The 11,990-nt window shown below is 53.3% G+C and carries 15 protein-coding genes and 1 other RNA gene; 9 read left to right on the top strand and 7 right to left on the bottom strand.

Features of this window, described 5'->3' with window-relative positions; all coding sequences use genetic code 11:
• The 3 genes from ffs to hflX form a co-directional block, all read right to left on the bottom strand.
• Positions 1-83, bottom strand: an RNA gene (ffs, locus tag JKK62_RS08805) — signal recognition particle sRNA small type; the annotation flags it as partial.
• A 98-nt stretch (positions 84-181) separates the two neighbouring features.
• Entirely contained in the window at positions 182-754 is a 573-nt protein-coding gene (locus JKK62_RS08800; RefSeq protein WP_186833994.1) for a phosphatase PAP2 family protein, read from the bottom strand.
• Positions 755-766: 12 nt separating this feature from the next.
• A complete protein-coding gene (gene hflX / locus JKK62_RS08795; RefSeq protein ID WP_186833993.1) occupies positions 767-2,014 on the bottom strand; it encodes a GTPase HflX in 1,248 nt (415 codons plus the stop codon).
• Between the two features lie 105 nt (positions 2,015-2,119).
• Here hflX and JKK62_RS08790 point away from each other — a divergent pair, with 105 nt between their 5' ends.
• The 4 genes from JKK62_RS08790 to rd all read left to right on the top strand — a co-directional run bounded on the left by JKK62_RS08790 (position 2,120) and on the right by rd (position 5,657).
• Positions 2,120-3,586 carry an L-aspartate oxidase gene (locus tag JKK62_RS08790; protein WP_186833992.1) on the top strand — a complete coding sequence of 489 codons (1,467 nt, stop codon included), beginning with the start codon at positions 2,120-2,122 and terminating at the stop codon, positions 3,584-3,586.
• A complete protein-coding gene (nadC, locus tag JKK62_RS08785; protein ID WP_186833991.1) occupies positions 3,583-4,422 on the top strand; it encodes a carboxylating nicotinate-nucleotide diphosphorylase in 840 nt (279 codons plus the stop codon). The genes JKK62_RS08790 and nadC overlap by 4 nt, the downstream gene beginning before the upstream one ends.
• Before the next feature lie 18 nt (positions 4,423-4,440).
• Positions 4,441-5,418, top strand: a complete 978-nt coding sequence (locus JKK62_RS08780) for a diaminopimelate dehydrogenase (protein WP_186833990.1) — start codon at positions 4,441-4,443, stop codon at positions 5,416-5,418.
• 77 nt (positions 5,419-5,495) lie between these two features.
• Complete coding sequence (gene rd / locus JKK62_RS08775) at positions 5,496-5,657, top strand: rubredoxin (protein ID WP_186833989.1); 162 nt, start codon at positions 5,496-5,498, stop codon at positions 5,655-5,657.
• A 37-nt stretch (positions 5,658-5,694) separates the two neighbouring features.
• Here the strand turns inward: rd and JKK62_RS08770 are convergent, their stop codons facing one another.
• Positions 5,695-6,135, bottom strand: coding sequence for a phage holin family protein (locus tag JKK62_RS08770; RefSeq protein ID WP_201427583.1), 441 nt, complete (start codon positions 6,133-6,135; stop codon positions 5,695-5,697).
• Between the two features lie 162 nt (positions 6,136-6,297).
• Between JKK62_RS08770 and JKK62_RS08765 the strand changes: the two genes are divergently transcribed.
• The 3 genes from JKK62_RS08765 to JKK62_RS08755 are packed head-to-tail and all read left to right on the top strand — an operon-like array spanning position 6,298 to position 8,884.
• Positions 6,298-6,888 carry a GTP pyrophosphokinase gene (locus JKK62_RS08765; RefSeq protein ID WP_201427582.1) on the top strand — a complete coding sequence of 197 codons (591 nt, stop codon included), beginning with the start codon at positions 6,298-6,300 and terminating at the stop codon, positions 6,886-6,888.
• A 12-nt stretch (positions 6,889-6,900) separates the two neighbouring features.
• Positions 6,901-7,563 (top strand): response regulator transcription factor, encoded by a 663-nt coding sequence (locus JKK62_RS08760; RefSeq protein ID WP_186833986.1) that lies wholly within the window; start codon positions 6,901-6,903, stop codon positions 7,561-7,563.
• A 10-nt stretch (positions 7,564-7,573) separates the two neighbouring features.
• On the top strand, positions 7,574-8,884 hold the full coding sequence (locus JKK62_RS08755; RefSeq protein WP_186833985.1) for a sensor histidine kinase: 1,311 nt from the start codon (positions 7,574-7,576) through the stop codon (positions 8,882-8,884).
• A 36-nt stretch (positions 8,885-8,920) separates the two neighbouring features.
• On the opposite strand, the gene JKK62_RS08750 is transcribed toward JKK62_RS08755, so the two are convergent.
• From JKK62_RS08750 to JKK62_RS08740, 3 genes are all read right to left on the bottom strand, one after another.
• Positions 8,921-9,640, bottom strand: coding sequence for a hypothetical protein (locus JKK62_RS08750; protein WP_201427581.1), 720 nt, complete (start codon positions 9,638-9,640; stop codon positions 8,921-8,923).
• 213 nt (positions 9,641-9,853) lie between these two features.
• Complete coding sequence (locus JKK62_RS08745; RefSeq protein ID WP_186833983.1) at positions 9,854-10,357, bottom strand: hypothetical protein; 504 nt, start codon at positions 10,355-10,357, stop codon at positions 9,854-9,856.
• Entirely contained in the window at positions 10,341-10,529 is a 189-nt protein-coding gene (locus JKK62_RS08740) for a hypothetical protein (RefSeq protein WP_201427580.1), read from the bottom strand. The genes JKK62_RS08745 and JKK62_RS08740 overlap by 17 nt, the downstream gene beginning before the upstream one ends.
• 233 nt (positions 10,530-10,762) lie before the next feature.
• On the opposite strand from JKK62_RS08740, the gene JKK62_RS08735 reads away from it, so the two are divergent.
• Both JKK62_RS08735 and JKK62_RS08730 read left to right on the top strand, forming a co-directional pair.
• The gene (locus JKK62_RS08735; protein WP_201427579.1) at positions 10,763-11,233 is read left to right on the top strand and encodes a DUF5640 domain-containing protein; all 471 of its coding nucleotides are present in this window, start codon (positions 10,763-10,765) and stop codon (positions 11,231-11,233) included.
• 123 nt (positions 11,234-11,356) lie between these two features.
• A partial coding sequence (locus tag JKK62_RS08730) for a LytR/AlgR family response regulator transcription factor (protein WP_201427578.1) occupies positions 11,357-11,990 on the top strand: 634 nt, incomplete at its 3' end.

Below are 11,990 nucleotides of genomic sequence, written 5' to 3'. Positions count from 1 at the left end.
GTATCGCATCGGAAACACTGCTTAATGCTGCTCGGTTCCCCGCCTGACATGGTTCACAGGCCCCAATCGCACAGGGCCTGCCGCTCACTTATTTGCACGCGTTGACTGCTTGCGTCTTTCGCTATTATAACATAGTTAATTCTGAAAATCAAGTATTTTTATATAATATAGTTGAGTGGTATTACGCTACATTTTTCTTTTTGCCGATGCTTTCAATCTTTTTGTCGAGCTTCGTCTTTTTGAAGATAAAGATCACAATAAGCGCGGCGATGGTTCCTATCGCCATGCCTGCGAGAACGTCCGTCGGAAAGTGCACGTAGTTATATAACCTCGAGAACGCTATCAGCGCCGCGAGAACGTATGCCGAAATGCCGAACGCGCGTCTTTCCCTGACAGCAATAATCAGCGCCGACGAAAACGCCGCGATTGTGTGTCCAGACGGAAAGCTGTAGCCCGACGGTGCTACGATATTGAGCGTAACGTCAGTGTTGACCACAAACGGGCGCGGACGGCATACGATAAATTTCAGTCCGTATTCGCCCATAATAAGCCCGAGCAAAAGTGCCGCGAGCACCATTACGCCCGTAACGCGCGTCTTGCGGAAAAAGAGCATTATAAGTCCGATTATAATCCATATCGCGCCCTTGTCGCCGCTGTAGCTGAGCACAAGCATTACGGGGTCGAGAATGAAGTTTTTGATTGCCGCCTGGATAAAATCCAGAATTGCAAAGTCTATAGAGGTGATCAATTCCATGGGTCTGTCTCCTTATTTCTCAAAGCGCGAGAGCTTCGCGTACAGAATCTCGTCGGCGATCGCCTCGACCTCAACACCCTCGGCGGTATATTCCTCAGAGATCAAGGTTCCCTTGTCGCGGATTTCGCTGACAATACCCGCGTCTGCAAACGGAATGAGCAGACTTACGCGCTTCATACGGACGGGCAGGTTATTTTCGATCGCGTTGAGCAGCCTGTCGATGCCCTCGCCTGTCCTTGCGCTTATCTTGACACAGTTTTCGAACTCGAGCGGCATAACGCTGTCGTCGAGCAGGTCGCACTTGTTGAGCACGGTGATGATCGGTCTGTCCTGAGCACCGAGAGATTCGAGCAGGTCGTTTGTCACGCTGAGATGAACCCTCGCCTCCTCGCTTGAGGCATCGCAGAGATTGATGATAATGTCCGACTGCGCGGCTTCCTCGAGCGTTGAGCGGAACGCCTCAACAAGATGGTGCGGCAGTCTGCGGACAAGACCTACGGTGTCGATAAGCATGACCGAAACTCCGCTCGGCAGCTTCAAGGCGCGCGAGGTCGGGTCAAGAGTCGCGAACAGCTTGTCCTGCGCGAGCACGCCCGCGTCGGTGAGAGTATTCATCAGCGTAGACTTGCCGGCGTTTGTGTAGCCGACGATCGCACAGGTGATTACGCCGTCCTTTTCGCGGCGGCGGCGCAGCATATGGCGGTGCTTTTCAACCTCGGCGAGCTCTTCCTTCAATGTCTCCATGCGGCGGCGGATATGACGGCGGTCTGTTTCGATCTTAGTTTCACCGGGGCCGCGCGTGCCGATACCGCCTCCGAGACGCGACATCTCGATACCCTTACCCGTCAGGCGCGGCAGCAGATACTTGAGCTGCGCGAGCTCAACCTGCAGCTTGCCCTCCTTTGAGCGGGCGCGCTGCGCGAAGATGTCGAGAATCAGCGTGGTGCGGTCGATCACACGCACGTCAGTGAAGTTTTCTATGTTTTTTATCTGGGTCGGGCTCAGCTCGCTGTCAACAACGATCAGATCGAGCTCCTGAGCCTCGCAGAGCTCCTTTATCTCCTGCAGCTTGCCCGAGCCAACAAAGGTCGCGCTCTCGGGTCGCTGCAGCTTCTGGGTCAGGGTGAACTCAGGCTCGGCGCCCGCGCTCTTTACAAGCTCCTCGAGCTCAGAAAGAGACGCTTCCGCGTCAAAGTCGCCCGTATCGACGCTGACGAGCAGCGCGCGGGTGATTTTTTCTTCGTTTTCAATCATAGCCATAAGATTTTATTTCCTTCAGAATTTAAAATTATTATTTACTATTTACTTATAAAGTAGTATAATATAAATTTGGAAGAATGTAAATAATTTTTTTGAGGTAACCATATGGATAAACGATACGACGCGGTGATAGTCGGCACAGGTGCGGCAGGTCTTTATGCCGCGCTGAACTTTCCCGAGAGCGTCAGCGTGCTCCTGATTTCAAAGCGCGAACTGCCGCTGTCCAACTCCTCCCTCGCTCAGGGCGGCGTTGCATGTGTGCTCGACACCGTACATGACAACTACAAGCTGCATATCAACGATACCCTCGTCGCAGGCAAGTACAAAAACACCCTTTCGGCGGTCGAAAAGCTCGTCAAAGAAGGTCCTGCGGACGTGCTGCGCACAAAGGATCTCGGCGTTGACTACGACCTCAACCCCGACGGCACCATGTGCAAGACTCTCGAGGCAGGTCACAGCCGCCACCGCATTGTCCACCACAAGGACTCCACCGGCAAGGCGATAGTCGACGCGCTGATTGAACAGGTCAGAAAACTGCCAAACGTCGATATTCTCGAGAACGCCCTGCTCTACTCCATGCACAAGACGCTCGGCGGCTTCTATCTGAGCGTACTAAAGGACGGCAAGAGCCTGTACTACGGCTGCAACTACTGCCTGCTCGCGACAGGCGGCATCGGCAGGGTATATCAATACACCACAAACTCCGCTATCGCAACGGGCGACGGAATCGCGTTCGCGTACATGCTCGGCGCGAAAATCCGTAACCTCTCGCGCGTTCAGTTCCACCCCACAGCGTTTGCCGCAGAGGCTAACCGCGAGCGCTTTCTGATTTCGGAAGCAGTCAGAGGTGAAGGCGCTGTTCTGCTCAACTGCAACGGCGAGCGCTTCGCCCACAACTACGACAAGCGCGGCGAGCTTGCTCCGCGCGACGTTGTGTCGAACGCTATCGCGCGCGAGGCTCTGAGAACCAACAGCGAGAAGTTCTATCTAGACATCACCCACAAGCCCGCGGACTTCATAAAGAGCCGCTTCCCGATGATTTACGCAAAGTGTCTTGAAGAGGGAATCGACATCACCAAGGAATGGATACCCGTCTATCCCTGTCAGCACTACCTGATGGGCGGTATCGACGTAAATCTGCACTCAGAAACCTCTATCGACGGACTGTACGCGGCAGGAGAATGCGCTCACACGGGCGTTCACGGCGCGAACAGACTCGCGAGCAACTCTCTGCTCGAGGCTCTCGTGTATTCGAGAACCGCCGCCGAGGATATCACGCGCAAGCTGCAGAAGTACGGAAGAAAACCCCTCGGTCTGGAGCCTGCCCACCGCCCGATCACAGGCAAAAAAATGCCGTCGGGCTTCCGCTCGCAGATACGCGCGATTTTGCAGGATACATACTTCGTTCTCCCTAAGCCCGAAAAGTACGACGAGAGCTACAAAAAGGTTGAGGAGATAATTAAACAGCTGTTCAGCGAGAGCTATGAAATTTCGTCCGACCTCGTTGAAGCCAAGAGCATCGCAATTGTTGCGAGCATAATTCTGGACGAAGTTCGGGAGGGTCAATCATGATTAACAGCATCTACGTGGACAACATCATCAAAACCGCGCTGCTCGAGGATATCAACTACCTCGACGTCACCACCGACTATCTCATCGACGAGGAACAGGAAAACACCGCGCGCTTTCTCGCGAAGGACGACGGTATCCTCTGCGGTATCGATATCGCGCTGAGAGTATTCAAAATTTTACAGCCCGAGGGCTTTGAGGCGACCGTCTACAAGAAGGACGGCGACGAGCTGCAGAAGGGCGATATCATCGCCGAGATCAAGGGCAAGACGCGCACTATCCTCAAGGGCGAACGCACCGCGCTCAACCTTATCCAGCACATGAGCGGCGTCGCCACCGCGACAAACAAGGCGGTAAAAATCATCAAGGGCACAAACGCGTCCATAGCCGATACCAGAAAGACCCTGCCCGGTCTGCGTCCGCTCCAGAAGTACGCTGTAACCGTCGGCGGCGGAAGGAACCACCGCTACAACCTCTCCGACGCGGCCATGCTAAAGGATAACCACGTTGACGCGGGCGGCGGCATCAAGAACGCCGTCGCAAAGCTCAAGGAGAAGCTCGGTCACATGACCAAGGTTGAGCTCGAGGTGCGCAACCTTGACGAGCTCGGTCAGGCGCTTGAGGCAGGAGTCGACGTTATCATGCTCGACAACATGACCTGCGAAATGATGCGCGACGCGGTTCAGATCACAGGCGGCAAGGCGCTGCTCGAGGCGAGCGGCAACGTCACCGAGGACAGACTGAGAGAAATTGCCGAGACAGGCGTGGATATTATCTCTATGGGAGCTATCACCCACTCCGTCAAGGCGTTCGATATATCACTGAAAATTGCAGACTGATACAGGAGGAATAATTGTATGATCAAAGTAGGTATTTTGGGCTACGGCAACCTCGGCAGAGGCGTTGAGGCTGCCATCAAGAAAAACGACGATATGGAGCTTGTGGCTGTTTACACCCGCCGCGACCCCTCAACACTTACCATCAAAACCCCGACAGCGGCGGTAAAGAGCACCGCAGACCTCGACACAGGCAAGGAAGAGCTTGACATTCTCGTTATCTGCGGCGGTTCAGCGACCGACCTGCCCGAGATGACCCCCAAGTACGCGGCTATGTATAACGTTATCGACAGCTTTGACACCCACGCAAGGGTTCCCGAGCACTTCGCAAACGTCGACAAGGCAGCGAAGTCCGCAGGCAAGGTAGGTATCATCTCCTGCGGCTGGGATCCCGGTATGTTCTCGCTCAACAGAGTATACGCCGGCGCGGTTCTGCCCGACGGTCAGGCGTACACCTTCTGGGGCAAGGGCGTGAGCCAGGGTCACTCCGACGCTGTCAGAAGAATCGACGGCGTGCTCGACGCGCGTCAGTACACGATTCCCGTTCCCGAGGCTCTCGAGCGCGTCAGAAGCGGCGAGAATCCCGATCTGAGCACCCGCGAAAAGCACCTCAGAGAGTGCTTCGTCGTTGCCGAGGAGGGCGCTGATCTGGCTCGCATCGAAAACGAGATCAAGACCATGCCCAACTACTTCGCCGACTACGACACAACCGTTCACTTCATCGACGCAGAGGAGATGAAGGCAAACCACAGCGGTCTGCCCCACGGCGGCTCCGTGATCTACTCGGGCACCACCTCAGACGGCACAAAGCACGTCATTGAGTACAGCCTCAACCTCGACTCAAACCCCGAATTCACAGGCTCGGTGCTTGTCGCGTTCGCGAGAGCGGCGGTAAGACTGAACGCAGAAGGCGCAAGCGGCGCAAAGACCGTATTCGACATCGCGCCTGCATATCTCTGCAGGGAATCGGGCGAGGAACTCAGAGCTCATTTGCTGTAATTTTACCCAATTTTCATCTTGACTAACCTATTGGTTTCGTGTATAATTAGGCTAACATGATGAAAGGAGTTTTGAACATGAAATATATGTGCGAGCCCTGCGGCTACATCTATGATCCCGCAGAGGGCGATCCCGACGGCGGTATCGCTCCCGGCACCGCGTTTGAGGATATCCCGGACGATTGGTGCTGCCCCGTTTGCGGCGTAGGCAAAGAGGATTTCGTTCCCTACGAAGACTAGTCAAAAAGCGCTTCCTCGGCGGAAGCGCTTTTTTCCGTTATTTTGTGCGGCGGTCAACCCCGTCCCTGAGTCTCTCGACGGCTCTGACAAGAAAATCAGGCAGAGGTATTCCCAATCTCCCGAGGTTCTCGAGAATCGAGAGCAGCTCGTTGATTATCAGCCAGACCGAGATCATCATGCCGAAGCAGTAGTTGACCAAAATGTCCACCCCGACGTGCACGAGCGCCGAGGAGATCAGATAATCGACAACCATTCCGACCGCGACGAGCGCGAGGTAGGCGACCTTCTTGACGATCCCCTTGACGCCGACGCGGCTGCTGAGCAGCTTGCACGACCATGCCGCCGCGATTCCCGTGGCGTAGTCGATTATCATTACCGCCGCCAGCACGCACAGCGGCACGAGCAGAATTCCCGCGTATGCCGCCAGAGCGCCTATCGCCGCCGCGAAAAGAGCGCGGAACATATTTTCCTTCATCATATCCCTCCTTTCACTTATCCCGGAAAATCAGCGTAAATTGCATAAATCTATGCAATTATCAAGAGCAAAAAGCGGCTGAAAATTATGTGACGATTTTCTGATACTACTTGTGAAAGAAAAATTTTTCTGTTATCATATTAGAAAACCATTACGGAGAAAACAATGGAAGTACAAGAAAGCATCTACGGCGCGCGCCGTCCCGCGCTCGAAAAGGTTATGGACGGCATAATGAAGCACATCGGCGAGATCCGCGCCGAGATGGAGCAGAAGCTGAGCATGGATCCAGTTGAGCACTGCCTCTGCCGCATTAAATCCGAGGAAAGCATGCGCGAGAAATGCCGCCGCAACAATCTTCCCGAAACGGCAGAGTCCGCGCTGGAGGTTCTTACCGACGCGATCGGTCTGAGGATCGTTTGCGCGTTCGTCGACGACGTTTACACTATCCGCGACTATCTCAAGGCGTCGGACGAATACGAGGTAATAAAGGAAAAGGACTATATCCGCCGCGCAAAACCAAACGGCTACCGCAGCTACCACATGATCCTGCGCACAAAGGCGGGATACTTTGCCGAAATTCAGCTGCGGACGATCTCGATGGACACATGGGCAGCGCTTGAGCACCACCTAAAGTACAAAAAGTCCGTCGGCAGCCGCGCCGCTCTGATCGAAGAGGAGCTGAAACGCTGCGCCGACGAGCTCGCCTCGACCGACCTGTCGATGCAGACTATCCGCGATATGATTCTTGAAGCATAAGGAAGTGAAGATATGAAGATTTTGTTAGCGGAAGATACCGCTGATTTAAACAAGGTTATATGCGCCGTTCTGAACCACGAGGGATACGACGTCGACCCCGCCTTTGACGGCGAGGAAGCGATGGAGCGCATCAACACAGAGGGCTATGACTGCCTGATACTCGATATCATGATGCCTAAAAAGGACGGTATCGAGGTTCTGCGCGAGGTGCGCGAAAAGAATATCCTCACACCTGTGATCATGCTGACCGCGAAGGCAGAGATAGACGACAGAGTTGCTGGACTCGATGCGGGCGCGGACGACTACCTCACAAAGCCCTTCGCGATGAAGGAGCTGCTCGCGAGGGTGCGCGCGATGACCCGCCGCAAAACCGAATACACCAAAAACGACCTGAGCTTTAACGACGTCCATCTGCGCGCCCAGACCTTTGAGCTTGCCGCCGAAAACAGCGTGCGCCTTTCGGTCAAGGAGTTCGAGCTCATGCAGCTTCTGATGCTCCACAGGGAACACGCGGTTTCCGTCGATTACATAATGAACCAGATCTGGAGCCGCGAGCCCGACGTACAGCCTGACACGGTGTGGCTGTACATCTCATACCTAAAGCGCAAGCTGAAGGCTATCGCGTCCGAGACGGTCATCGAGGGCGACGAGACTCAGGGCTACATTCTGAAATAGAGGTGGTCACATGAATGAGCATGCAATAAAAAAGCTCAGGCGGAAGTTCATCACGATTTCTTTCATCTCGCTGTTCTCCGTCATGCTGATCATGGGCAGCATGATTTACTATGTAAACTACATCACATCTGTCCGCCAGATGGACAACGCGCTCAACTACCTCGTTGAAAAGGGCGGCGAGGTCGATTTTGACACTCCCGTCCGTCACTGGGACGGCGCGAGCTACGACAGCGCAAACTCTTCCGATGACAATTTCACAGAAATCTTCATGGAAACTCTCCGCGAGTTATTCAACACTAAGATCAACGAGGGTTCGGAGTCGATTTTCGGTATGCGTTACTTCGCGGTCGTCTTTCAGGACGAGGGTGACACAAACCCCATTACCGCTCACATCAACGAGATTGACGAGGACAGCGCCTTCGCCTATGCCGACGAAGCGCTCAAGCAAGGCAACGAATACGGCTGGATGGGCAACTACCGCTACAAGGTGGACAAAAGCGACGGTCAGACCGTCGTCGTGTTCCTGAACGTCGCCAATCAGATCGCCGACCAGCGGAGAATAGGATCAACCGTGCTGATACTGAGCATTTTCGGTTCGGCGCTGAGTTACCTGATTATCAGGATCTTCTCGAACCGCGCTATCCGTCCCGAAATCCGCAACGCCGAGAACCAGAAGAGGTTCATCACCAACGCAAGCCACGAGCTCAAAACTCCTCTCGCCGTTATCCGCGCGAACACGGAGCTTGAGATGATGATGCACGGCGAGGACGAGTGGAACGAGTCGACGATGAATCAGGTTGACCGTATGACGGGGCTTATCTCCAACCTCGTTCTCATAGCAAAGGCGGACGAGAAGGCAAACAAGGAAGGCAGAAGCGATGTTGACGTTTCTGATGCCGTGACAAAGGCAGCCGAAGCCTTCGCGCCTGTCGCAAAGCAGAACGGCAAGACACTCACAATGGATATCCCCGGGGAAATCCATATGGTCGCGAGCGAATCCCAGATACAGCAGCTCGTCACGCTATTCGTCGACAACGCGATAAAATACTGCGACGACGACGGCGAGATCAAGGTAACCCTGCACCAGAAGGGCAAGGGCGTGAAGATCGCCGTTTCGAACAACTACGCCGAGGGCAAGGACGTGGACTACACACGCTTCCTCGACCGCTTCTACCGCGAGGATCAGTCGCACAATATCGACAAGGGCGGCTTCGGCATAGGACTGTCGATCGCGGACAGCATTGTCAGACAATACCGCGGCAAGCTCGACGTCAGCTATCAGGACGGCGTGATCGAGTTCAGTGCGGTTCTCAGGCCATAAAGCAAAAAGACACCCTAGGGTGTCTTTTTCTTTGTCTTATTTCAGCGTGAGCACGACCGAGAACTCGCCCGCGCCTACGCTCGCGTACTCCTTGCAGATTGCGGTCAGCTTTCCGTCCTTGCCGAGGTAGATCATCGCCTTGCCGAGGTTATCCTCAGAGAGCGTTTTTTCGAGATTTTCCTCGTAATTTTCGGGCTTCGCGTTCTTGTATTTCGAAACGTAGTCCTTCTCGAGCTCCTTTTTCAGAGCCTCCTGAACCTCTTCCGTGCTGAACTTCGCCGCCTTGGCAACGTCATCGCTGCCGAGAGATGAGCCTGTCTTTGCGTTGAAGTTATAGACGGAGTAGTCGACCGCGTGGGAGTAGTACACGCGCCTGATGACTACGCTCAGCACACCCTCGTTCTCGAACTTCTCGTAATCGAGGGAGTCGCAGGTCAGACCGATCCTCGCGGCACTCTCCTGCTCAGCCTTTTCGAAGTCGGGAGTATATTTGTCGGTGATCTCCTCATTCGCTTCCTCCGCGTCCTCGCTGTCGAGGTTGATTGAGGGAATGCGGTAGGACGCGCTGTAGCTGTTGCCGTTGTTGTCTGTGTATTCAAAGCTCTCCTCACGCGCGACGGAGACCTTGTTTTTATCCTTGGCGGCCTGGATCACGACCTCGGGAGCCGTGGTAGTTACGGGCTGCTCTCCGCTGCCGCAGGCGGAGAAAACCACGCAAAGCGCCGCTATCAGCGCTGTAATTCCGAATCTTTTCATAAAACACCAAACACTAATAATAATTTGCAATTAGTTATTATAGCACAGTTTTCTTTATTTATCAAGTTTTGGGTGACAAATAATAAAACGGCTCTGTTCACTGCGGCAACAGAGCCGTTCGGTTTTGATTAAGAATTGTCTTTCAGCCTGAAAAATATTACGTTGCTGACCATTTCATATAAAATGTACTTTCAAATAAAAGATATTATAAAGTCACTTTACAATGAGCGTAAATCCTGATTCGGCTGCGTTGAGCGGCGTATTCTCCTCGTCGAGCAATACGCACTGATAGGCAACCACCGCGTTGTATTCGCCCTTCTCGAGCGTTTGCGTGAGCGGAACCTCTGTCAGGCCCTGCCCGGGCTTGAGCAGCTCAGATTCATAGAGCACGGTGCCGTCGTCGAGCTTGATGGCAGCGAACATTCCGACGGTGTTATCCTTGGGGTTGCCGATACTGATTTTGAGTGTCTTGTCGCCCGCGTTCATCTCAGCCGTGGAGTAGCCGGGGATCCGGGTGCCGCTCTTTTTCTGCTCGCCCTTGTCCTCAATGCCCGTGTCCCAGCCATCGGATATAACGCCGACAACGCCCTTGCTGTCATTTGTCTTTGGATTGAAAACTCCCGTCAGCACGAGAATTCCCGCTGTCGCCGCGGCAATCAGCACGACTGCCGCAACGATGATTATAATCAGCTTTTTCTTGTTATTTTGCTTTGTCAATCAGGTATTTCCTCCTTATGTAAGCTATGGCGCATACGGAAATCATCACGGTGTGCACAATCAGCGCAGGGAAGGCTTTATCTGTCTTGACTGCACCGTTTGAGTTGTTTGTTGTATTTCCGCTGTCCTTTGCCGCACTGTCCGGAACGGGCATCTTCACGCCGGAAATCATATTTCCAGACACCGTGCGGGACATGCCCTTCCGGATTATTCGCTCACGTCCATTTTGATAATTTTTTTATTATTAACCTCTATAAATATATATAAAATTGTGGTTCAGCACAAGTATCTTGGGACGAACGGTTATTTTTAGGGACGAATGGTAGTTGAATGGTTGGAAAAATATAGTATAATATTAAGTGCGGCTTTATGTTGCCGTAATATAATATAAATGAGGTATTATGAATGAAAAAGACAATCGCAATACTTGCAGCTTGCGTACTTGCTGCTTCCGTATTTGCCGGCTGCGGCGGTAACAACAATTCTTCTTCCGCTGCCGAGAGCACAACTGCTGCCGCTGAGGAAGCTACAACCGTTGCAGCTGCTGAAACCGAGAATGACGGCATCTCCGGCGAGTGGGTTACTTCAGCATTTGTAGACGCTGAGGGTACCGAGTATTCCGTAGCTGATTATGCTGCGCTCAACGGTGTTGAGGCAAGCACTCTCGAGATCACATACGCCTTCGACGGCAACGGCAAGGCTACCTGCACAGGTCTCGGCACAACTGTTGAGGGCACCTACACCGTCGACGGCACAACCGTAAAGACCGCTTTTGAGGGAAGCTCTCCCGAGTTTACTTATTCCGCTGAGAATGAGACCCTCTCCGTTACAGACGCGGCTACCGGCGTAACAACCGTTATGGCTAAGAACGCGTAAAATTTCAAATTCTTTTGGCGGCTGCCCTTGAGGCGGCCGCTTTATTTTTTTAAAATCTGTTGTATTTTCGGGCTGAGAGTGGTAAAATTTGTTTCAGAAACATATCACGGAGAGCAATAAAATATGAAGATTGCAATTGTCGACGACAAACTGACAGAGCAAAATAAGCTCAGCAGCTATATCACCTCATGGGCTTCCGAAAACAACCTCCCCGCGGAGATCTGCACCTACCAAAGCGGCGAGAGCTTTTCGCGGGCGATTCAAAGCACGAGCTTTGACATCGTATTTATGGACATCATCATGGAGGGCAAAAACGGTATCGAAACAGCGCGGTCGCTGCGTGAAGCCAACCTCTCTACCCTGCTGATTTTCATAACCTCGAGCAGGGAATTCATGGCGCAGGCGTTTCCCTGCCACGCCTTCGACTACGTGATCAAGCCATACACCGCCGACAGGATCTCTAAGGTACTCGACGACGCGGCAAGAGCGCTCGGCAAGCACATAGAGGTCATCGAAATCGGCGCGGACAAATTTGTGCTGTCGGATATCCTCTATGTGTTTTCCGACTCGAACTACTGCGAGATATTCACGATGAACGCGCAGACCAAGGTACGCATCTCGTTTACCGAGCTGTCGCGAAAGCTCGAGCAGCACACGTCGTTCATGATCGTCGGAAGAGGAATCATCGTCAACTTTGAAAACACCTCGCACATCAGCGGCAACGACTGCGTGATGTCAAACGGAGAGAAAATACCCG

Source organism: Ruminococcus difficilis, from assembly GCF_016680995.1.
Note: the sequence above shows the minus strand (reverse complement) of the source record. Positions and strands in the feature narration are given on the sequence as shown.